Source organism: Novosphingobium mathurense, from assembly GCF_900168325.1.
Taxonomy (GTDB): Bacteria; Pseudomonadota; Alphaproteobacteria; order Sphingomonadales; family Sphingomonadaceae; genus Novosphingobium; species Novosphingobium mathurense.
The window spans coordinates 41,983-62,423 of record NZ_FVZE01000007.1 but is presented as its reverse complement, the minus strand read 5'-3'; the positions used below and the strand labels follow the sequence as shown (position 1 = coordinate 62,423).

Annotated in this window: 20 protein-coding genes; 18 read left to right on the top strand and 2 right to left on the bottom strand. The window is 65.1% G+C overall.

From position 1 onward, the window contains the following. Window positions 1-56: 56 nt before the first annotated feature. The 6 genes from B5483_RS18125 to B5483_RS18100 all read left to right on the top strand — a co-directional run bounded on the left by B5483_RS18125 (window position 57) and on the right by B5483_RS18100 (window position 10,075). Complete coding sequence (locus tag B5483_RS18125; RefSeq protein WP_079731421.1) at window positions 57-2,111, top strand: ParB/RepB/Spo0J family partition protein; 2,055 nt, start codon at window positions 57-59, stop codon at window positions 2,109-2,111. A 76-nt stretch (window positions 2,112-2,187) separates the two neighbouring features. Then, the gene (locus B5483_RS18120) at window positions 2,188-3,852 is read left to right on the top strand and encodes an ATP-binding protein (RefSeq protein ID WP_079731420.1); all 1,665 of its coding nucleotides are present in this window, start codon (window positions 2,188-2,190) and stop codon (window positions 3,850-3,852) included. After that, a complete protein-coding gene (locus B5483_RS18115; RefSeq protein WP_245829359.1) occupies window positions 3,849-4,625 on the top strand; it encodes an ArdC family protein in 777 nt (258 codons plus the stop codon). The genes B5483_RS18120 and B5483_RS18115 overlap by 4 nt, the downstream gene beginning before the upstream one ends. A 109-nt stretch (window positions 4,626-4,734) precedes the next feature. After that, the gene (locus B5483_RS18110; protein ID WP_073974081.1) at window positions 4,735-6,126 is read left to right on the top strand and encodes a tyrosine-type recombinase/integrase; all 1,392 of its coding nucleotides are present in this window, start codon (window positions 4,735-4,737) and stop codon (window positions 6,124-6,126) included. Next, on the top strand, window positions 6,123-7,910 hold the full coding sequence (locus B5483_RS18105; protein ID WP_073974080.1) for a hypothetical protein: 1,788 nt from the start codon (window positions 6,123-6,125) through the stop codon (window positions 7,908-7,910). The genes B5483_RS18110 and B5483_RS18105 overlap by 4 nt, the downstream gene beginning before the upstream one ends. Continuing rightward, window positions 7,907-10,075 (top strand): site-specific integrase, encoded by a 2,169-nt coding sequence (locus tag B5483_RS18100; protein WP_073974079.1) that lies wholly within the window; start codon window positions 7,907-7,909, stop codon window positions 10,073-10,075. Before B5483_RS18105 ends, B5483_RS18100 begins: the two co-directional genes overlap by 4 nt. Window positions 10,076-10,164: 89 nt before the next feature. Here the strand turns inward: B5483_RS18100 and B5483_RS18095 are convergent, their stop codons facing one another. Beyond that, on the bottom strand, window positions 10,165-10,611 hold the full coding sequence (locus B5483_RS18095) for a MarR family winged helix-turn-helix transcriptional regulator (RefSeq protein WP_073974078.1): 447 nt from the start codon (window positions 10,609-10,611) through the stop codon (window positions 10,165-10,167). Between the two features lie 73 nt (window positions 10,612-10,684). Between B5483_RS18095 and B5483_RS18090 the strand changes: the two genes are divergently transcribed. From B5483_RS18090 to B5483_RS18040, 10 genes are all read left to right on the top strand, one after another. After that, window positions 10,685-11,569 carry an alpha/beta fold hydrolase gene (locus tag B5483_RS18090; RefSeq protein ID WP_073974077.1) on the top strand — a complete coding sequence of 295 codons (885 nt, stop codon included), beginning with the start codon at window positions 10,685-10,687 and terminating at the stop codon, window positions 11,567-11,569. Beyond that, on the top strand, window positions 11,566-11,979 hold the full coding sequence (locus B5483_RS18085; protein ID WP_073974076.1) for a hotdog fold thioesterase: 414 nt from the start codon (window positions 11,566-11,568) through the stop codon (window positions 11,977-11,979). The genes B5483_RS18090 and B5483_RS18085 overlap by 4 nt, the downstream gene beginning before the upstream one ends. Continuing rightward, a complete protein-coding gene (locus B5483_RS18080; protein WP_073974075.1) occupies window positions 11,969-13,420 on the top strand; it encodes an efflux transporter outer membrane subunit in 1,452 nt (483 codons plus the stop codon). The genes B5483_RS18085 and B5483_RS18080 overlap by 11 nt, the downstream gene beginning before the upstream one ends. Further along, window positions 13,417-14,562 carry an EmrA/EmrK family multidrug efflux transporter periplasmic adaptor subunit gene (locus B5483_RS18075; RefSeq protein ID WP_073974074.1) on the top strand — a complete coding sequence of 382 codons (1,146 nt, stop codon included), beginning with the start codon at window positions 13,417-13,419 and terminating at the stop codon, window positions 14,560-14,562. Before B5483_RS18080 ends, B5483_RS18075 begins: the two co-directional genes overlap by 4 nt. 6 nt (window positions 14,563-14,568) lie before the next feature. Beyond that, entirely contained in the window at window positions 14,569-16,098 is a 1,530-nt protein-coding gene (locus B5483_RS18070) for a DHA2 family efflux MFS transporter permease subunit (protein WP_073974073.1), read from the top strand. 144 nt (window positions 16,099-16,242) lie between these two features. Next, a complete protein-coding gene (locus B5483_RS18065) occupies window positions 16,243-17,145 on the top strand; it encodes an ArdC family protein (protein WP_079731419.1) in 903 nt (300 codons plus the stop codon). After that, the gene (locus tag B5483_RS18060) at window positions 17,142-17,426 is read left to right on the top strand and encodes a zincin-like metallopeptidase domain-containing protein (protein ID WP_079731418.1); all 285 of its coding nucleotides are present in this window, start codon (window positions 17,142-17,144) and stop codon (window positions 17,424-17,426) included. The genes B5483_RS18065 and B5483_RS18060 overlap by 4 nt, the downstream gene beginning before the upstream one ends. Window positions 17,427-17,529: 103 nt before the next feature. Continuing rightward, window positions 17,530-18,186 carry a hypothetical protein gene (locus B5483_RS18055; RefSeq protein WP_079731417.1) on the top strand — a complete coding sequence of 219 codons (657 nt, stop codon included), beginning with the start codon at window positions 17,530-17,532 and terminating at the stop codon, window positions 18,184-18,186. Window positions 18,187-18,196: 10 nt separating this feature from the next. Further along, window positions 18,197-18,802 (top strand): DUF6927 domain-containing protein, encoded by a 606-nt coding sequence (locus B5483_RS23545; protein ID WP_245829357.1) that lies wholly within the window; start codon window positions 18,197-18,199, stop codon window positions 18,800-18,802. Between the two features lie 24 nt (window positions 18,803-18,826). Next, complete coding sequence (locus B5483_RS18040) at window positions 18,827-19,060, top strand: hypothetical protein (protein WP_079731416.1); 234 nt, start codon at window positions 18,827-18,829, stop codon at window positions 19,058-19,060. On the opposite strand, the gene B5483_RS18035 is transcribed toward B5483_RS18040, so the two are convergent. Next, window positions 19,054-19,542, bottom strand: a complete 489-nt coding sequence (locus tag B5483_RS18035; RefSeq protein ID WP_079731415.1) for a hypothetical protein — start codon at window positions 19,540-19,542, stop codon at window positions 19,054-19,056. The genes B5483_RS18040 and B5483_RS18035 overlap by 7 nt on opposite strands. Window positions 19,543-19,651: 109 nt before the next feature. Between B5483_RS18035 and B5483_RS18030 the strand changes: the two genes are divergently transcribed. Then, a complete protein-coding gene (locus B5483_RS18030; protein ID WP_079731414.1) occupies window positions 19,652-20,059 on the top strand; it encodes a DUF3768 domain-containing protein in 408 nt (135 codons plus the stop codon). Window positions 20,060-20,063: 4 nt separating this feature from the next. Next, window positions 20,064-20,390: a hypothetical protein gene (locus B5483_RS18025; protein WP_079731413.1), complete on the top strand. Its 327-nt coding sequence runs from the start codon at window positions 20,064-20,066 to the stop codon at window positions 20,388-20,390. The last annotated feature ends 51 nt before the right edge of the window (window positions 20,391-20,441 follow it).

Here is a 20,441-nt window from a genome sequence, read left to right as displayed (position 1 = left end):
GGCTGGAAGGGGTGAGCCGAAGGGCTCGGCCAAATCCGGCTTTCAGGAGCACCCCAATGAACGACATCGAGTTGATCCCGCTCGGCAAGCTACGCCTGTCCGAAGCCAACGTCCGCAAAAACGACAGCAACCTCTTCATAGAGGAACTCGCCGCCAATATCGAGGCCAAGGGCCTCCTTCAGAACCTGATCGTCGTGCCCGCCAAGAAGCGGGGCATGTTCGACGTGACCGCAGGCGGCCGCCGCCTGCGCGCCCTCAACTTTCTTCTGACCGCCGGCAAGCTCCCCAAGGACCACCCCGTCGCCTGCCGGGTGCTCGACATCGATGCCGCCGAGCAGTCCGAACTCTCGCTGATCGAGAATGTCATCCGGCTCGACATGACGCCGACCGATGAAATCCGTGCGTACAAGCACTTCGTAAACGAGGGCAGCGACCTCGACGCGATCGCCAAGCGGTTCGGCCGCACCCGCCGGTTCATCGAAGGCCGCCTGCGGCTTGCCGACCTCGCTGATCCGATCTTCGCCGCGCTCGAGGAGGGCAAGATCACCCTCGACGTCGCCAAGGCCTACGCGACGACGCCCAATCACGACCGCCAGATGATGGTCTGGAACGAGCTGTCGAACTCCTGGCAGGGCAACAATCCGGATTCGATCCGCCGCATGGTCACGCACAGCGCGATCCGCTCATCCTCGCCGATGGCCAAGCTGGCGAGCGAAGCCGAATACCTCGCCGCCGGCGGCAAGATCGAGCGCGATCTCTTCACCGAGGACGGCGGCGAGACCTGGATCGATGCCGAGATCGCCCAGCGTATTGCTGGCGAGAAGCTCCAGGCCTTTGCGGCCGAGGTCGCCGAAACCTCCGGTTACGCCTGGGTGCGTCCGATCCTCGAGACGCGCGTCACCTACAACGCGACCGAAGATCTCCACCAGGTCCATCTCGAACCGGCGCCGCTCACCGACGAGGAACAGGTCGAGGCTGACAAGCTGCTCGAGACGATCTCGGCGCTCGAAGCCGAAAGCGAAACCCTCGACGAAGACGACGAGGCTGCCGCTGCCGCGTTTCAGGAGCGCTGGGATGCCGCGAGCAGCGCCTATGATGCGCTCCACGACAAGCCCCCGGTGATCCCGGAGGAGATGAAGGCCAATGTCGGCTGCTTCGTGATCATCGGCGCCGACGGCCAGCCCACGGTTGCCAGCGGCCTTTATAGCGACAAGCCGCTCGAACGGCGCAAGGCGCGTGGGGCCGACGCCGCCGAGGGTGCCAGCGGAACCGCAGGGGAGGGCGGTAGCGCCTCGTCCGCGCCCAAGCCACTGTCGCAGAAGCTGGTCGAGGAACTCGCCGTCCAGCGCCGCGATATTCTCGCCATCAACCTCGCCTCGAACCCGGCGATCGCGCTCGACTACCTGATCTTTGCCATCGCCGACTCCCGCGCACTCTATAGTGCGCAGGCCTTGGGTACGACGCTCCGCGCGCCGTCGCCCTCGCTCTACCTCGCCGATTACCCCGAAAGCCCTGCCCACACGCTGATGGCCGACATGCGCGAGACGCTCGACCTGTCGTGGACCGAACATCGCCGCACGGTCGACCGGTTCTCGGCGTTCAGCGCGCTCGACGACGATGCCAAGGCAAGCTGGCTCGCCTGGTGCATGGCAAAGACGCTGGAGGCCAGCATGGGGATCGACAAGAAGGCAGGGCAGTCCGGCCCTGAGCCGATCGACCTTCACGACCATCTCGCCGCCCTGATGGGGATCAACGTCGCCAGCCACTGGCGGCCGACCTCGGCCAACTACTTCGACCGCGTCAGCAAGCAGGCGCTGCTCGCCCATGTCAGCGAAGTCGGCGGACCAACCATGGCGGCGAGTTTCATGGGCTCGAAGAAGGGCGATCTCTCGGCCTCCTGCGAGAAGCTGTTCGCTGGCGAGACCATCGTCGCCCCCGAAGTGAAGGAAGCTGCCCTCGCGTGGGTGCCCGAAGCCATGCGGTTCCGGGTGCTCGCTGCGAGCGAGCCCGATGACGAAGCGCCGGTCGAGCACGAACCCGAGAGCGATGCGGGCGACCTCGAACCTGCCGAAGAGCAGGACGCTGAGGCCGATGAGACCGTCGACGCCTGACCCAGCCTTGCCGGCACGCTGCCCGCGCATCCCTTGCGCCCTGCGGCAGCGTGCCGGCCCATCCAGGAACCACCCCATGACCATGATCACCAAGCTGCGCGCCCGGGTCTCTCCGCACGCGATCTCGAAGGTTACCCGGATATTCAACGGGACCCTCGACGACATCTTCAACGAGCTCTTCCAAAATGCCCGCCGTGCGGGAGCAACGAGCATCACGGTCACCGCCGAGCACATGGGCGATGCCTGCCTCATCACGGTGAGCGATGACGGCGCCGGGATCGCCGACCCGGTCGACCTCCTATCGCTGGGCCAATCCGACTGGTCCGACGAATGCCGTACCCGCGAGGATCCGGCAGGCATGGGCTTCTTCAGCCTCGCGGGCCTCGACACCGTGGTCAGTTCGCGGAGCGCTGACGGCGCGTTCTCGCTCGCGATCACGGGCGATGCCTGGACCGGCGAGGCCGACATCGATGTGCTCCCGTGGGATGGAGCGCACGGCACGACAATCGCCTTCCGGTTCGGTCCGCAGCCCGATGGCAAGCTCGAACGCTGCGTCGAGGCGGCGGCACGGTTCTTGGCCGTCCCGGTCAGCTACAACGGCAAGGACCTCGCCCGCGCCGATTTCCTCGCCGATGCGCACAAGGTCATCGAGCGGGACGGCTTCCGCATCGGCGTGTTCCGCGACCGGCACTCGCCCCACATCGCGACGCTCAATTTCCACGGGGTCACGCTGAAACACGCCTTCCCGGTCGTGAAGGAAGTCCACCACACCCAGTGGTCCGTGCAGGTCGACGTGATCGACGCACCCGATCTCGTCCTGGTGCTGCCCGCCCGCAAGGAAATCTACCGCAACGTCGCGCTCGACCGGCTCGTGGCGCTCTGCCGCGAGGCGATCTTTTCGGCCATCCGCGAGGAGCCGTTCCACCGCCTGAGCTTCGAGAACTGGCTCGAAGCAAGCTTGTATCACGACGACTTCCCGCAGGCGGCGCGGCAATTGCCGCTGTGGTACCCGACGCTCGCCCGCGACAGCTACCGCGAGGTGCCGCGCTTTGCCGACCTCGAACCGGGCGCAGCGATCTACGATGACACTGATTCCTTCGATGCCGTCACTTTCGGCCGCGCCTTGCGGCGCTCGAACGGCGGCGAGATGCACCGCCTCGGCGGCCCCGAGCCGCGCGCCTTCTACGAGCCGATCACCAATTTCATCGGTTATCCCTGGTACGACGCCCTCCCGGCCTTCGTGCGCACCGGTGAGCGCTTCACCTTCGACGGCGGAATGCCCACCGATGAAGAAGGTGCCGTTACCCTGCGCCCCGACGCGATCACGCTCGAACTCACCGATCAGCACGACCGGCGGCTCGATCTCGAGACCGACTTTGCGATTCTGGAAGATGTCGACTCCTGGGGTGATCCCGACTGTGCGCGCATTGCACTGACCCGGAGCAGTGCGCTTTGCCCCGATGATCTCACCCACCTCATCATCGATGCGGTGTTCAGCCCTTCCGACGATTCCGATGCGGACAGCTACGACACCCAGGAGACCCGCTTCCGCCACGACGCGGCGGTGCGCGCCCACGCCATTCTCGAAGGCGAGGACGCGGCAATTCTTGCCGGCATCCGCATGGCCTTCGCCGACCGGGTCGCCTGGCGCATCCCGCACGGTAGCACGCTGCGCCTCTCCTGGTCGAGCGCCGCCTCCAACCTCTCCCTCGATCCTGCCCCGGAGGGCCCGGCCCAATGACCCGTCATCCCAAACCCGACGTCGCGCAGGTCATCACCGACCTGATTCTCGAAAAAATCGCCGCCGGCACCGCCCCGTGGCTCAAGCCCTGGACCTCGACCAGCACGCGGCCGCTGCGCCACAACGGTGTACCCTATTCGGGGATCAACACCTTCTTCCTCTGGGCGGTCGCCGAGAGCCGGGGCTACGTCAGCCCCTACTGGATGACCTTCCGCCAGGCGCTCGAACTCGGCGCCCATGTCCGCAAGGGCGAGAGCGGCTCGTTCAGCGTGTTCTACAGCTCTGCGCGCAAGACCGACACCGATCGCGAGACCGGTGAAACGACCGAGAAGACGATCCGGTTCATGAAGTGGAACCACGTCTTCAACGCCTCGCAGATCGAGGGGCTGCCGGCGCACTACTACCCCGAGCCGCCCGATCCCAAGGCGATCGGCGCGCTCTCGGCCGGGGTGCAGGCCTTCCTCGAGGCGATCCCAATCCGTGTCGTCCACGGCGGCGACAGCGCGCATTACTCGCCGGGCACCGACACGGTGACCCTCCCGCCGCCCCTGGCGTTCCACTCGATCGAGGCTTACTTCTCGACCCGCTGTCACGAACTCGGCCACGCCACAGGGTCGGCCAAGCGGCTCAATCGCCAGTTCGGCAAACGCTTCGGGGACGACGCCTATGCATTCGAAGAAATCGTCGCGTTATCTGGACAGTCTGCACCGTGCCTGACGCACCATCGAACGGTATGTTCTTGGCACAACGCAGGGGGCCATCAGGCCGGATGAAGCGCTATCCATAAGCTGGCGTAGTCCGGCCTGATGGCCACCGTCCCGCAGCCGCGCAACGTGCGCGATCTGGAGTCGGGAGGGGGTCCGGGGGAGGGACTGGCAAGCTGTGGATACTTCAGACACGTCGATCGTCATTCATGAACGCCGGGCGGCGGATGGCTTGGATTCCTACGTCCCGGTGATCCTGCGAGGTGGAGAGATCTACGATCCAGACCTCGACCGCTACTTTCTTGATCTGCCGTTGAGCGGGGCGCGGTCTCGCCATTCGCTACGCGCCCACGGCTATGATGTCCTGGTCTGGGTTCGCTTCCTCGCCTCAGTCTGTGGCAAGTCTGTCTGGCAAGCCGATACCGATGATGTCAGTGCTTATCATCGGGCACGTCGGCGTAGTGACGCTGAGTTCCGGGTTTCGACGTCGACGTGGAACCGGGCGATTGCCTCGCTCGACAAGCTTTATCGATGGGCCGAGCGGGAGGGCCTGATCGAGCGCACCCCATTTACCCACCGTCAGGTCTGGCGAAGTTCGCACGGAGGGCGTCGAGCGGCCGTCACGGGCCGCAACGACGCCTATGAACGCGCGGCCCGTCGGTCAGATGTCCGCTTCATCGATCTCACCGATTACCACGCCTTTCGCGAGGTTGGCCTGCGCGGCCTGACCGTAGAGGGAACAGAGCGTCCTGGAGCACGTGACCGCAATGGCGCGCGCAACGCGCTGTTCGCCGATCTGTTGGTCACCACTGGCCTGCGCCTGGAAGAGGCATCTCACCTGCTCACTGCCGAGATTCCGGTTGGCGGCGCCCGGGCGGAACGGCAGCGGCGGGTCGAACTTCCGGCGGCACTTACCAAGGGGGATAGGGGGCGTGGCATATTGCTGCCGCGCCGTTTGTTGCCGATGTTTGACGCCTATATCGCCGTGGAGCGAGCCGCAGCCGTCGCCAAGTTCGCAAGGCGCCGTGGCTGGGAAGCCATTGACCGCCCGATCTTCATACACCGCCCCTCATTCAGGCTGCGCGCATTGCAGCTGGTTGGCGGTGGCACGATGGATATGGAGGTCGTCACACCGGATGAACGCGCAAGGCTTGTAATTTGCGCCGACGATGGAACGCCTGGCGAAGCGGCGGTGCTCTGGCTGACCGAGGTCGGGCATCCGGTGCTCCCCAACTCGTGGGAAGCGATCTTCGCGCGGGCGAGCCGCCGTTGCACGGATGCCGGCATCCCGGTCCGGGTCAGCCCCCATCAACTCAGGCATTCCTTTGCGGTCCACATGCTGGCGATGCTGATCCAGCGCCGCCTTGCCGAGGCGGCGGCACCGGTGGGTGCCATGGAAGGGTATCGCCAGTTGGTCGGCGATCCGCTTCAACAGGTTCAGCGATTGCTTGGCCATTCAAGCCTCGCCACGACCTCGATCTATCTCGATCACCTCGCCACGCGTGCCGATACCGTCGATGCGGCGGTCGAAGAGCTGTTGGCACTCGTACCGGACTATCTTCCATCATGACCGCTGCTCCACGCAAAGGGCGCAAGGTCAGTTTCGAGGCCGCCGCGACTGCGCCCGAGGCCGATCCATGGTCGCAGATCAGCACGCTGCGCTTCATGATCGATCCGCCATACGGCGGCGAGTTGCTCGTGGATTTCACCAGCTTGCGGCCACGAGGCCTGGCTCTCGCCTTTGCACGGGGCCTGTTCATGCTGGTTGCCCCGCGCGGCCCCATTTTGGTGCGTTCGTCGATCAAGACATACGTGACGCAGTTACCGAGCTTCTTTGCCTATCTTGCCGGGACAGGCGACCGGATCAACGGGCCGGCAGACCTTCGCACCGACCATATCGACGGGTTCGAGAGGTGGCTCGCCGCGCAGGGCAAGTCGCGGACACACGCGCCGACCTATGTCGCCAAGGTCGTCTCGGTCCTTCGCCGCATTGCGGCCGATGGTCCCGAGCTTGTCGATCCTGGCTTGCGGGAACGGCTGCGCTACGTCAGCTCGCACCCCCACGTTCGCCCCCGTCCACGCGATGCCTACAGTCCGTATGTCGCTCGCCAACTCCGCGATGCGGCCCGCGCCGATCTTGTTGCGATCGAGGCGCGCTTGCGGTCGGGGCCGCGTTTCGATGAGGTGCCGGAGACAGAAGGTGCTTACCGCGAAGCCCACGCTGCGATCGACGCGCGCGGTGTGCTGCACTACCGTGACCCCGCATATCAGAGCCTGTATAAGCTGCGGTGGATTCGCGAACTGAGCGGCGCAAGGTTCAACCTGAGCCTCCATGCTGCCCACTACCTTACTGCACACGACGTCGTGCCGCTTCTCGTTCTGCTCTCGCTGGAGACGGGGCTCGAGCTGGAGTGTTGCAAGTCGCTCACCATCGATTGTTTGCGCAATGCTTCGGGCGGTACCGTCGATGTCGCCTATACCAAGCTTCGCGCCCACGGCGCCGAGCACAAGACCATCCGGGTCCGTGATGGCGGCTCATCGACACCGGGCGGCCTGATCCGGCGGATCATCGCACTCTCCGCCAAGGCCAGGGTGCATAATTCCAGCGACAACCTCTGGGTCTATTATCAGACCAACGAGATCACCGCTGGTATCCGCCAACCGCGCATGACGATCGACGCCTGGACGCAGCGTCACGGCATTGTCGATGACGCCGGTCGACCGCTATTCCTGCGCCTCTCGCAGCTACGCAAGACGCACAAGGCCTTGTGGTACCTTAAGACCGAAGGGCACATGGCCCGCTTCGCCGTCGGCCATACCGCCGAGATCGCGGCACGGCACTACGCCGATATTCCGGCACTCAGACCGCTGCACGAGCAGGCCGTGGCGGATGCCCTCGAAGAAGCGCTGACCGGTCCAAGGATACTTCCTCCCTCGGACGAGGAGCGGCTGCGCAGGGAGTTGGCGAGCCCCGCTCCGGATGTTGAAGGCGTCTCGCGCGCACTTCTCGACGGCGAACAGGACGTCTGGCTTGCCAACTGCGGTAACTTCTATTCCAGTCCCTTTGCATCTGCCGGTACCGCGTGCCCCACGCCGTTCTGGGGTTGCCTCGATTGTCGCAACGCGGTCATCACCGCGCGCAAGCTGCCCGCCATCCTCGCGTTCCTCACCTTCGTCGATGATCAGCGAGCCGGTTTGAGCGCGGCCGAGTGGGCAGCCAAGTTCGGCCATGCCCGTGACCGCATTGTTCAGCAGATCCTGCCCGCCTTCGGCGACGACGTCGTGGCAAAGGCCCGGGCGCAGGTCGCGGTCGAACCTCCCACGGTCTATCTGCCACCCGAGGCCCGCGCATGACCCCTCTCCAGCTGCTCGCCGACAGCTGCAATGAACGTGACGCCCTCCCGGTGCTCATCTCCGCACCGCTCCGCCCTGGGGTCGATCGCGCGCATATCTCGCGATACGGCGATCCGGTCTGGGATCTGGCTCCCGGCGTGTTTCGCGACAACGCCCGGCGCTGCCATATCACGGTACATTTCGATGGTATCGACGACCCATCCATCGCCGATGCCCTGCGCCAGATTCTTCATGCGCGTCTCAATGTCGATCTACCCGGGCACCGTTCACGGCTTGAGCCGGCGGGGGTGCGCGGTGAGGCCAACCGGACCTTGCGCTTTTTCGACTTCGTGAAGGCTCAGCTGGGTCGTTTCGATCTCGGCCGGGTCGATCAGTCGTTGGCTGATCGCTACGCCCGCTCTTTGCGCCTTGCCGGACTGCGTCCGGTTGCGGCGGCAGCGCTGCTGCGGATAATCTTCGACCTGCATGAGTTGCGGCACCATCTGCCGACTGCGCGCCTGTCCTTTGAACCGTGGCCGGGGCGCAGCCCTTTCTCGGTTGCGGGAGCAAAGTACGTCGCCGGAGAGAACCGGACGCCGCGCATTCCGGAAGCGATCATCACCCCGCTGCTCGCCTGGTCGCTGCGCTACGTGACCTGCTATGCAGATGACATCCTCGCCGCGCGGGCGGAACTCGACCGCCTCGAAGCAACGCGCAACTGTCTGATCACCGCTGAGGAAGGGCTTGATCCCGCTGCTCGCCGTTTTCGGCAACGCCAACGCCTCATCGCCTATGTGGCAGCTTTGCAGCGACAAGGTCGCGGGATTCCGATCTGGACCACCCCACACAACGGCACAACGCGGACAGATCCGCACACCGGGGAAGTCACGCCGCCCATCAACTACCACCTGATCCACCTCCATGCCGGCATCGACGCGCAGGCCGAACCGGCCATGCACCTTGGCCTGACCACCGGCGCGCCGGACCTCATCGCCGCCGCCGTAGCAGAACTCGGCACCGAGATTGGCGGGATGGATACGGCCATTTCGGCCGATCCCGATACCGGCCTGCTCTGGCGTACCCGCTTCGATGCCAAGGTCCTGGCTCTCGAAGAGGTCATGCTGCAGTCGGCAGCCTACGTCGTCTGCGCCTACCTCTCAGGCATGCGGGACAGCGAGATCCAGGCGATGAAGCAGGGATGCCTGTCCATCACCAGATCAGAAGACGGTGCGATCTTGCGGCATGGCATCAAGTCCACCGCTTACAAGGGCAAGCGCGGCGGCGGCGAGGAGACCGAGTGGGTCACGATCGCGCCGGTCGCCGAAGCCATCGCTGTCCTCGAACGCCTGTCCGCGCGGGCGGGGCAAGCGCGCGGGACAACGACTTTGTGGCCGGTCCTCGCGCTTCGGGCCAACACCAAGACGCACATTTCTGCCGAGATCGTCCGGCAACTCAACCGGTTTCGCGATCATCTCAACGACCGGTTCGGAACGGCTGAGGCACCGATCATTCCTGCCGGACCCAATGGCGCGCCCTGGCGGCTGACCACACGCCAGTTTCGCCGGACCATTGCCTGGCACATCGCCAACCGGCCCTTTGGGACGATTGCCGGCATGATCCAGTACAAGCACGCCAGCGTTGCGGCGTTTGAAGGCTATGCCGGCAGCAGCCGGTCCGGATTTCGCGGAGAGATCGAAGCCCAGCGCGCGCTTGGCCAGATCGACGATATCCTCGTCTACTTCGACGAGCGGCAAGGTGGTGCGCGCCTTGGCGGACCTGCCGCGAACAGGATCGGAGCCGCACTCGATACTGTTGGCCACGAGTTGGCGCCGCTACCTGCCATGATTGCCGACCGGCCCCGCCTGCGCACGATGCTCGGCAGTCTCGCGCGGACATTGCATGTCGGCCCGCTGGCCGATTGCTTCTTTGATCCGGCAACTGCCCTGTGCCTCAACCGCATTTCGGAACCGGGTGCCACCGGACCAATGATCGCCATGTGCGAGCCGGTCCGCTGCCCCAATGCCTGTATTGTCGAACGGCATCGCCCGGCCTGGCAGTGCGGAGCTGACGAGGCGCGGCTGTTGCTGCGCGAGAAGCGGCTTCCAGAACCGCAACGGGTGACGCTTCAGGCCGAGGTGGCAAGGATCGAGAGGATCCTGTCGCAGATCGGTCCCGAAGCGAAGTAAGGCTGATAATCCCCCGCAAGCGTCCAGGGGAAGCCGTCCTGGTCTTGCGGCGTCGACATTCCAGCTGGCGGCCGCAGCCAGCGTGAAGGCTACAGATTGGCGGACATGGTGGCCAGAAGTCGCTTGAACACGGCAACTTCATCGCCCGATATGCCGGCGAGCAACCGTTCATAGACCACATCGGCTTCCGCTCTGAGCGCGGGCAGGATGCCGATCGCCTTAGGACGCAGGTGCAAGGTCCACACCCGCCGATTGCCTTCCACAGCCCGGCGCTCGACGTAATCCGCCTTTTCGAGTTGGTCGATGACGTGACCGACGCTGGCGCGTTCCAGTTCGAGGCATTTGGCCAGCTCGGTCTGGGTCAGACCGGGCGTGCGGAAGATATAGGCGAGAGCGCGCCATTGGGTTCGGGTCAGCCCGAACTTCGCGGTCGAGGAATCGAACACGCGGCGCAGCTTGCGCGGAACCTCCTCAACCAGGAACACCAGCCCATCGGCCTCGGTGAGGTAGCTCTGCTGGTCGGACGTGTTCGCCATGCCACAGCTCATAGCTTCCGATTGACCAAAAGGACAGCCTTTACTGTAAGGCATCATACAGTAAGATAAAAGCATGTCGAATCCGCCCGTCACGCTCTCCGGCCATTCCGGCCATGCTATCGCCGCCCTGATCGAAGGCCCTGAGCAGGGTATGCCGGTGCTGCTCGCCCACGGCGGCGGGCAGACCAAGCGGGCGTGGAAGCGGGTGACGGCGATGCTGGCCGACTGCGGCTTTCGCGCTATCGCGCTCGATTTGCGCGGTCATGGCGACAGCGCTTGGGCCGATGACGGAGCCTATGACATTGTCGATTTCGCGGGCGACCTGATCGCGATTGCCGGGTCGCTCGACCGCAAGCCCGCACTGATCGGGGCGTCGTTAGGCGGACTTGCCGGGATCATGGCCGAAGGCGAGGTCGCTCCCGGCAGCTTCGCCTCGCTGACCTTGGTGGACATCACACCGCAAATGGAGGCGGGCGGTGTTACGCGCGTAGTCGGGTTCATGGCTGCCCATGCCCGCGAAGGCTTTGCCTCGCCCGAGGAAGCGGCGCGCGTGATCTCCGAGTATCTCCCCCATCGTCCAAGCCGCAAGGCGTCGTCCGGCCTCGCCCACTATCTGCGGCAGAAGGGCGACGGGCGCTATTACTGGCATTGGGACCCGGCATTCATCGACGGCATCATGCGGCGCCATGCCGAGCGCGGCGACAGCAGCGACTTTGGGCGCACAGAATTGGGCGAAGCCGCATCGCGGCTTGCGCTTCCGGTCCACCTGATCAGGGGCGGATCGAGCGATCTGGTGTCACCGGAAGCCGTGGCGCATTTCCGCGCGCTCGTGCCGCATGCCGCTTACAGTGACATCGCCGATGCGACGCATATGGTGGTCGGCGACCAGAACGATGCCTTTGGCGACGCGATCCTCGATTTCCTTGTCCGCACGCACGGAAAGGCGGTCGCGGCATGAACGATCCGGCAGCAAGCATGGACCTCGACCAGCTCCGTTCGATGTTGCTCATTGCGCCGTTCCACCAATGGCTGGGGCTGGATATCGCCGAACTGACAGACGACGCGCTGATCCTTGAAATGCCGTGGCGCGACGAGATCGTCTCCAACCCGATGATCGGATCGGCGCATGGCGGCATCCTCTCGGCGCTGATCGACCTGACCGGGCTTTACACGATCAACGCGCTCGGCGGATCGGCGCGCGCCACCGCCGATATGCGGGTCGATTTCCATCGCCCTGCGACCTCAGGTCCGCTGCGCGCGATTGGGCGGGTGGTCAAGCTGGGCAAGCAGATCAGTGTCGCGGAGACCCGCATCGAGGATGCCGAAGGGCGATTGCTGGCCAGCGGGCGGGGTGCCTATGTCGGCTAGGTTCCGAATCTACGGCGGCGCAGCGTTGGTGCTGGCTCTGGCCGCGTGCGTCCCGGTTTCCCATCCCGGAGCACGGCCCGCGTTGCGCACTGCCGAGACGACCGAGGCGGGGCAGACCCTCGCCGCGCGCGGCAACACGGCCTGGCCGCCGGACCAATGGTGGCGCTTGGCGGGCGATCCGCAACTGACCGCGCTGATCGAGGAAGGCCTCGCCAATTCACCGCAGGTCGCGGTGGCGGTGGCGCGGGTCAGGCGCGCGGAAGCCGAGGCGCAGCGGGTCGGGGCCGCACGGCTCCCCTCGATTGGGGCCGAGGCCGAAGGCGGCCTGCGCCGCCAGAGCGGCAACAACGGCATTCCCGCGCAGTTTCTGCCCGATGGCTGGAAGGATTACGGGCAAACTTCGCTGAGCTTCGGCTTCGACCTCGACCTGTGGGGGCGCAACCGGGCGGCCCTTGCGGCAGCGACTTCGGATGCCCGAGCGGCGGCGGTCGATGCGGCGCAGGCCCGCCTGGTGCTGTCGGTTGCGATAACCGCCGCTTATGCCGAACTCGGTCGCCATTATCGCGAGCGCGACAACGCCGCAGCCATGCTCGCCAACCGCCAGGCGATGCGCGACATTGTCGCCCAGCGCCAGCGCAACGGGCTCGACAACCTCGCCAGTCTGCGCCGCGCCGATGCCGAGGTCGCCGGAGCAGAGCAGGATCTAGCCGCAGTTGACGAGAACATCGGCATCCGGCGCAATCAGCTGGCCGCGCTCCTGGGTGCTGGCCCCGATCGGGGGCAGTCGATCACCCGTCCGCCACTGGCGCCTTCAACGCCCGGCGGGGTTCCCGCTGGTGTCACCACCGACCTGCTCGGCCGGCGTCCCGATATCGTCGCCGCGCGCGAGCGGGTCGAAGCGGCGGCAAGCCGGGTCAAGGTCGCGCGGGCCGGGTTCTTTCCCTCGATCAACCTCAGGGCGCTGATTGGCCTGCAGGCCCTGGGTCTCGGCAATCTTGTCGATTCCGGCTCGCTGTTTGGAAGCGTCGGCCCGGCAATCAGTCTGCCGATCTTTCAGGGCGGCGCGCTCAAGGCGCAATATGGCAGCGCCGAGGCAGCCTATGACGAGGCCGTCGCAAACTACAACCAGACTGTGGTCACCGCCTACCAGCAAGTTGCCGACGCGGTGACCCAACGCGACGCGGCGGACAAGCGGCTTCGCGCGGCCCGCACCGCACTGGCCGCCAACGAAGATGCACTCGGTCTGGTGCGCACACGCTACGAGGCCGGGCTTGCCAGCTATCTCGACGTGCTCGCGAGCGAACGCGGCGTGCAGGACCTTCGCCTCGCCGTTATCGGCCTTGAGACATATCAGCGCGGCGCGACGCTGGCGTTGATCCGCGCGCTGGGCGGCGGGTTCGACGCGGCCACTACCCAACCATCAGGACAGACCGACCAATGAGCGATACCGCGACACAAGCTGCCGAAGTCGATCCGGAACTGTCCGCCTTTCGCAAGACCCGCCGGACGATGTGGCTCAAGCGCCTGGCCATCGCGCTGGCAATCGCGGCGCTTGCCTGGGGTGCGTGGTATGTGCTGGTCGCTCGCAACTATGTCAGCACCGACAACGCCTATGTGAACGCGCGTATGGCGCAGGTCACCCCGCTGATTGCAGGATCGGCCATCGAGGTGCTCGTCGAAGATACGCAGCAGGTGAAGGCCGGGGACGTCCTGGTCAGGCTCGATCACGCCAACGCCAGGATCGCCGTCGCGCAGGCCGAGGCCGATCTTGCCGCTGCTCGCCGCAAATTCGGCCAGACCGTTGCGACCAACAGCGCGCTATCGGCCCAGATCGATACCTCAAGCGCCGGTCTCGTCCAGGCCCAGGCGCGGCTTCGCACCGCGCAGGCGGAATTCGAAAAGGCAAGGATCGATTTGCAGCGCCGGGAGGCAGTCATTGCCAGCGGCGCGATCTCGGGCGAGGAACTGACACAGGCGCGCAAAGCCTATTCCGCGGCAAGTTCTGCGCTCGAAGCAGCACGTGGCGGCATCTCGGAAGTCGCTTCAGCCCGCCGGGTTGCGCAAGGGCAACTCGCGGCCAACGATGCCCTGGTGCGCGGCTCCAGCGTGGACACCGATCCAGCGGTTCAGGCGGCCAGGGCCCGGCTTGACGCGGCCTTGCTCGATCTCCAGCGTACCGAGATCCGAGCACCGGTCTCCGGGGTGGTGAGCCGCCTGCAAATCCAGGTCGGCCAGCGCCTGAGCCCCGGCCAGACGATCATGACCATCGTTCCGATCGACAAGCTCTACGTCGATGCTAACTTCAAAGAAGTTCAACTGGGGCGCGTTCGCCCCGGCATGGCTGTGACCCTCAAGTCCGATCTCTACGGCGGCGATGTCGTCTATCACGGCAAGGTCACCGGCCTCGCCGGCGGGACCGGCTCGTCGATGGCGATCATTCCCGCGCAGAACGCGACCGGGAACTGGATCAAGACCGTTCAGCGCCTGCCGGTGCGGATCGAACTCGATCCTGCCGAACTGCGTCAGCACCCTTTGCGCGTCGGGCTGTCGGTGGAAGTCGAGATCGATGTCTCGGGCCAGTGACCTGCAATGAGCGAACCCTCACCCCCAAGCGCGGGGATCTCCCCGTCGCGGCAAATGGTCGCAGGCCTGGTGCTGGCTTTGGCCAATTTCATGGTCATCCTCGACCTGACCATCGCCAACGTCTCGATTCCGCACGTCGCGGGCAATCTCGGTATCACGCTCGAACAAGGCGCCTGGATCATCACCTCCTATGCGGTCGCCGAGGCGATCTGCGTCCCCTTGACCGGATGGATCGCCGGTCGCTTCGGGTCGGTGCGCACCTTCCTGTTCAGCATGGTCGGGTTTGGCATCTGCTCCTTTCTCTGCGGCATTTCGGTGACCTTGGGCATGCTCGTGGCAAGCCGGATCGGTCAGGGAATCTTCGGCGCTTTCTTGATGCCGATGTCGCAAACCCTGCTGCTCAGCGTGTTCCCGCCCGAGAAGCGCAATATGGCGATGGGACTATGGGCTGTTACACTGCTGATGGGACCTGCTCTTGGCCCGATGATCGGCGGCTATCTCACCGAAAATTATTCCTGGCATTGGATATTCCTGATCAACATCCCTGTTGCAATTTTGTGCATCGTCGTAGGATTTTCTCTGCTCAGGCCGATCGAGACCGAGCGGCAGATACTACCCATCGACTTTGTCGGCCTCGCCTTGCTGATACTCTGGGTCGGCTGCCTGCAACTGGTGCTCGACCTTGGTCGCAACCACGACTGGTTTGCCGACCCGATGATCGTGGCGCTGTCGATTGCATCATGTGTCGGCTTCGTTGTGTTCGTGATCTGGGAGTTGGGCGAGGATCACCCGATCGTCGATCTTCGAGTCCTCAGGCACCGGGGGTTCAGCGTTGCCCTAACGGTGCTGTCGCTCGCCTTCGCAGGATACTTTGCGGGATTTGTCATTGTTCCCCAATGGCAGCAGGCCTGGCTCGGATTTCCGGCGACCGCCGCCGGTCTGTCCTCATCGTTTTCGGCCATGGGCGGACTGATCACCGCGCCGCTTGTGGCCTATCTGATGAGCCGTCACGACCCGCGCCTCCTCGTTTCAGGCGGCGTTGCCTGGATCGCAGCGATGGCCCTTCTGCGCACGACCTGGACGACGGATTCGGACTTCTGGACCCTCAGTCTGCCGCAGTTCGTTCAGGGACTCGGCGTCACCTTCATGATGCTCCCGCTCATGACCTTGACGCTCAACACGGTTGATGAGAACGAGGTGGCATCGGCTGCCGGCCTTCAAAGCTTCATGCGCACGATTGCGACCGCCGTGGCGACCTCGATCACACTTTCCTACTGGGGTGATACCCAGCGCCTCGCGCGTAGCGACGCGGTCGCAGTCCTGCAGCCGGAAGCGGCGCAGGCAAGCCTTGCGGGACTCGGCTTCCCGCCTGACCAGGTGCGGCAGGTGCTCAGCAATATGGTTGACCTGGAAGCGACAACCATGGCGCTCATCCACACTTTTTGGGCGACCACCGCAATCCTTATCTTTGCCGCGTGTCTTATCTGGCTTGCCCCGCGGCCCGCGAAGACTGGCGGGATGCCGATCGGGCATTGACGCGCCGCCATTCATGAGCGCTGGTTCATCCAAGCAGCATTCGCCCCGCCTCAGGCGGGGCGGGAGAGGTAGAGGAGGCGTGTAGCGGGTGACGGGCTGAAGGAGCGGAAGAGAGTTTCCCTCCGCCCGCCATGGAGACCCGCCATGTCCCGATCCCACCCTGCGACGCCGCGAGCCGACGTCTATTCGCGCATCACCACCGAGATTGTCTCTGCCATCGAAGCCGGTGCCGGCGACTGGCGCATGCCTTGGCACCATGATGGCGCTGCCACGACGAGGCCGCAGAACGTCACCTCCCGCCGTCGCTATCGCGGTGTCAATGTGCTGGCGCTCTGGATTGCCGCTGAAGCCAGCAGCTATTCCAGTGGTCTTTGGGGGACCTATCGCCAGTGGGCAGCTCTTGGCGGACAGGTCCGCAAGGGTGAGCGCGGAACCACCGTCGTGTTCTGGAAGCAGGCCGCATCGCGCGCCGATGACGATCATGACGACGGCGAAGCCGGCCCCGGCCGCATGTTCGCCCGGGCCTTCACCGTGTTCAACCTCGCACAGGTCGAGGGCTATGAGCCCGCTCCTGTCGCGGTATTGCCCGAGAGCGAGCGGTTCGAACATGCCGAGGCATTCGTCGCGGCTCTGAAGATTCCGATCACCGAAGGCGCCTACGATGCGCACTACCGGATCGATCTTGATCACATCTTCATGCCGATCTTTGCCTCGTTTCGGGATCCATCGGCGCAGATGGGCACCCTTCTGCACGAAGCCGGCCACGCTACGGGCGCAAAGCACAGGCTCGACCGCAATTTTGCCGAGAGGTTCAAGCGCGACAGTCTGGCGATCGAGGAGATCTGCGCCGAACTGACAGCTTCGTTCGTGCTCGCCGACCTCGGGATCGCCCACCATCCGCGCGCCGATCATGCCGCATACGTGGCATCGTGGTTGCGCGTGCTGAAGGACGACCCTCGCGCCATCTTCACCGCCGCCAGCAAGGCACAGGCCGCAGCCGACTGGATGCACGCCCAGCAACCCCAGCCCGAGGAGCTGGCGGCATGACGCGCGTCCGGAAAATTGGCGTCGGAAGTCAGATTGGGGCTGGACTGTCAGGATATGTAGCCTCGCTCTGCCAGGCCACTCTCTGCGCCGAATACGGCCTCCCCAACGAACTCCACGACAGCCACGCCTCCTACATCCACCACTGGATGAAGATCCTGCGCGGCGACAAGACCGCCATCCTTCACGCGGCGGCCAAGGCCGAGCAGGCGGTCAAGTGGCTGCGCCAGTTCGACCCGGCGCTCGGTTCGACCTTGCCGGATGAGCTCAAGGAGGCAGCCTGACGGCGGCCGGGAAGCCGAAGCACTGCGATAGCTCGCAGGGCGAGCGGGAAGGGGAGGGGGTGGGAGCCCGATGCGCCAGGGGGCGCAAAGGGAGACTTCACCGATGAACTACGATCTCGACTTCCGCTACCGCCGTGCCCTGCAGCCCGACGCGCTCGCGACCATTGCCACCGCCACCCAGGCCGTGGTCGATGCGATGCAAGACGCGCGCAATGCCGGGATCGACCCGGCCCGCGATCCTGCGACCATCCTGCTCGCGCGTCATGTTGGCCGCATCGCGCTCGGCCACGCGCCGGATGAGACCTTCGCAGAAGACCTGCCGCTGCGCCGGCAGTGCCTCGCCAAGATCGACGAGCTGAAGTCGAAGCCCGCGCTTGTCGCGCTCGCTCGCCGCGGCATCGGCTACGATCCCGAAGCCAAACGCGCCTTCCACCGCGAAGCACGCTCGGCGCTGCGGGTGGCGGCGCGCCACCTTGGGCTGGAGCCCGACCAATACGATCTGCGCAGCAACTTTGCGGGGCCTGCGGTTTCGGGCGAGATTACGCTCCATGGCGATGAGATCTACGTCCAGGTCTCGATCCCCTGCATCCGTCCGGGCCGCGAGGTCATGTTCCGCCGGTGCAAGGGCCGACAGCTCTATCTGGGCGAGCGCAACCACTTTTGCGACATCGCCGTCCTGGCCGCGCCCCAGAGCTTCCGCGTGCTCGTCGTTCGCGAGACCGGCCTTTCCATCAATCCGCGCCAACAGGCGCTCGTCTAGGAGAACCGCCATGGGTTGGCTGTTCATGTCCCGCGGCGGCATGGCCCCGTTCGACACGCCGAAGGCCTATCTCGACAACCAGTGCACCTATCCGCCCGACCCTGAGAAGGGCCGGGCGACGGGCCTGCGTGTCCTCAAATCGACTGTGCGTTCGGGCGCCTACTACGCCGCCTGCCAGAGCTACGATGTCGAAGGCCCGCGCGAGACCTTCGCGCTCATCTGCCTTGTCAAATGGAACCCGGGTGCGCGCAGCGGCGAAGAGTTCGGTTACAAGGACATGAGCGAAACGATGGGGCCGTACAATTACGATTGTCCCGCCTCGATCCTCGACCTGCTCGGGCCACCCGGCAATGAATACGCCGCGCAGTGGCGCGAGCACTGCCGCCAGCGCCTTGCCCTGACCACGCGCCGCAAGCCGGCACCGGGCGACATGCTGGTGCTGGCCGAGCCGCTAACCTTCACCGACGGGCAGAGCGAGCGCAGCTTCCGCGTGGTCCAGTCGGGCCGCAAGACCATCCTGCGCCGAGTAAGCGACGGGGTAGGGGTGAAGATCAGCAAGCTGATGAGCCGGGCCTGGACGATCGTGCCGCCGCCTGCAGCTCCGTCAACCTCGTGACCCGGCACCCAAGCGAGTAGCGCCATGACTGACCCCGCACCGCCTCAGCGCTCGTCAAAACGGGCGCGCCTGTGCAGCATCGAGAACGCCAACCGGATCGCCACCCGGGTCGCCGAACACGTCCAGGGCGACACCGCCGTGGTCAAGACCGGCAATCCGCTGCAGCCCTTCCGCGTGGTCCTGGCGAGCAAGGCGGCGCCGGGGCGAACCGTCTCGCGGGTCGTCACCTGCAACGACGACGAGCCCGATGATCAGTAAGGCCCGGGACCGCGCTCGACGAACCACGATTGCCCGAGCTCGAAATCGGCGCTGGCCGATACGACCGGTCCGTCGGGCGCTTCGCTGACATAGGGCGAAACGAGGTCCTTTCGTCGCACCCGCAGTCGGCTGAGCCAGGCCGCGGTGCGACCGCGCGCCTTGAGGATCGTCAGCAACCAATCCATCGCCTCGGCCATCTCGACCACGCCGCGCCCGGCCAGGCAGTAATAGATCGCCCGCTGGAAATCGTCGCACTGGGTGCTGAGGATGCCGGCGAGCTTCGCCCGTCCGCCGGGGGCGTTCTCATGGACGAGGGACACTGCCTCTCGCAGTTCCCGGACCGACAGGTAGGCGTCATCCACGCCAACCCCGATGCACAGCGCCGCGATCGCCCGGCGCACCGGCGGCAGATTCTCGTCGCACGACGCATCGCGCAGGCCGATGTCGAGATCGAAATGGTCGAGGTGGCTGGGAGCGGGCATGGCGAGATCCTTTCCGAAAGAACGTAGCGTGAACGCTCAAACCCCGTCAACCGGACAGCGGAGGGGGAGGGGGCACTCGGCGGGGGATCAGTCTTGAAAGGAAGAACCCATGACCCAGCTTGCTCAATCTACGCCAGGCACCGTCGACCATACTGCCGAGATCGCCCGGCTCAACGACGCGGCCCGCGCTGGTTCGCTGGCAACCTCACGCACCGTTTTCACGCGGGCGCTGGCCGACATCCTTGCTGGCGACGCCGAAGACCCCGGTGCCCGTCAAGCCAGTCTGATGCTGGGTCAGGCCGCGCTGCGCAGGCTCATCAACGAGACCCCGATCGAGCCGGGGAACGATCCTCACGGCGAGCGTGACTTCGGTGCGGTCGAGTTCCAGGGACACAGGATCTTCTGGAAGGTCGACATCTACGCCAACGACGGGACGTTCTCCTGGGGGTCGGAGACGCCGTGGGACGCGCAGCAAAGCTTCCGCGTCGTCACGATCATGTTGGCGAGCGACTGGTGAGACGATGAGCCGGTATTCGTTGAAGCCGCTGCCTCATCGTTCCGACGTCTTCGAGGTTGCGGTTGGCTGGGACCCGGGGCTGGATACGTTCTTTGTGATGGTGTTCGGCGTTGTCGAGGCAGACCATGATCCGGAGGTGCTGCATTGGCTTGGTGGCCAGCCCAGGCAAATTGCTACGGTCGAAGAACTCGAGGCTGAAATTTCGCCGTACGCGAAGCTTCCCATGGAGCTGGGGCGGCACCTCAGGAACGATCAGCGCGACGGTGATGCGGGCCCTTCGCAGCGATTGAGCCGGTTTATTTCTAAGCTGCTGATCGCTGCTGCAAGATAGTACTTGGGCATTGCGAGGTTTGATAAGCTGGCTTCGTTACCGTTGAACCCA

Coding starts and splice junctions, on each gene's coding strand:
- B5483_RS23545 (WP_245829357.1), top strand. CDS start 18,197: ATGGGTTGGCTGTTCATGTCCCGCGGCGGCATGGCCCCGTTCGACACG.
- B5483_RS18055 (WP_079731417.1), top strand. CDS start 17,530: ATGAACTACGATCTCGACTTCCGCTACCGCCGTGCCCTGCAGCCCGAC.
- B5483_RS18030 (WP_079731414.1), top strand. CDS start 19,652: ATGACCCAGCTTGCTCAATCTACGCCAGGCACCGTCGACCATACTGCC.
- B5483_RS18040 (WP_079731416.1), top strand. CDS start 18,827: ATGACTGACCCCGCACCGCCTCAGCGCTCGTCAAAACGGGCGCGCCTG.
- B5483_RS18105 (WP_073974080.1), top strand. CDS start 6,123: ATGACCGCTGCTCCACGCAAAGGGCGCAAGGTCAGTTTCGAGGCCGCC.
- B5483_RS18100 (WP_073974079.1), top strand. CDS start 7,907: ATGACCCCTCTCCAGCTGCTCGCCGACAGCTGCAATGAACGTGACGCC.
- B5483_RS18035 (WP_079731415.1), bottom strand. CDS start 19,542: ATGCCCGCTCCCAGCCACCTCGACCATTTCGATCTCGACATCGGCCTG.
- B5483_RS18115 (WP_245829359.1), top strand. CDS start 3,849: ATGACCCGTCATCCCAAACCCGACGTCGCGCAGGTCATCACCGACCTG.
- B5483_RS18070 (WP_073974073.1), top strand. CDS start 14,569: ATGAGCGAACCCTCACCCCCAAGCGCGGGGATCTCCCCGTCGCGGCAA.
- B5483_RS18060 (WP_079731418.1), top strand. CDS start 17,142: ATGACGCGCGTCCGGAAAATTGGCGTCGGAAGTCAGATTGGGGCTGGA.
- B5483_RS18095 (WP_073974078.1), bottom strand. CDS start 10,611: ATGGCGAACACGTCCGACCAGCAGAGCTACCTCACCGAGGCCGATGGG.
- B5483_RS18075 (WP_073974074.1), top strand. CDS start 13,417: ATGAGCGATACCGCGACACAAGCTGCCGAAGTCGATCCGGAACTGTCC.
- B5483_RS18090 (WP_073974077.1), top strand. CDS start 10,685: ATGTCGAATCCGCCCGTCACGCTCTCCGGCCATTCCGGCCATGCTATC.
- B5483_RS18025 (WP_079731413.1), top strand. CDS start 20,064: ATGAGCCGGTATTCGTTGAAGCCGCTGCCTCATCGTTCCGACGTCTTC.
- B5483_RS18065 (WP_079731419.1), top strand. CDS start 16,243: ATGTCCCGATCCCACCCTGCGACGCCGCGAGCCGACGTCTATTCGCGC.
- B5483_RS18120 (WP_079731420.1), top strand. CDS start 2,188: ATGACCATGATCACCAAGCTGCGCGCCCGGGTCTCTCCGCACGCGATC.
- B5483_RS18080 (WP_073974075.1), top strand. CDS start 11,969: ATGTCGGCTAGGTTCCGAATCTACGGCGGCGCAGCGTTGGTGCTGGCT.
- B5483_RS18085 (WP_073974076.1), top strand. CDS start 11,566: ATGAACGATCCGGCAGCAAGCATGGACCTCGACCAGCTCCGTTCGATG.
- B5483_RS18125 (WP_079731421.1), top strand. CDS start 57: ATGAACGACATCGAGTTGATCCCGCTCGGCAAGCTACGCCTGTCCGAA.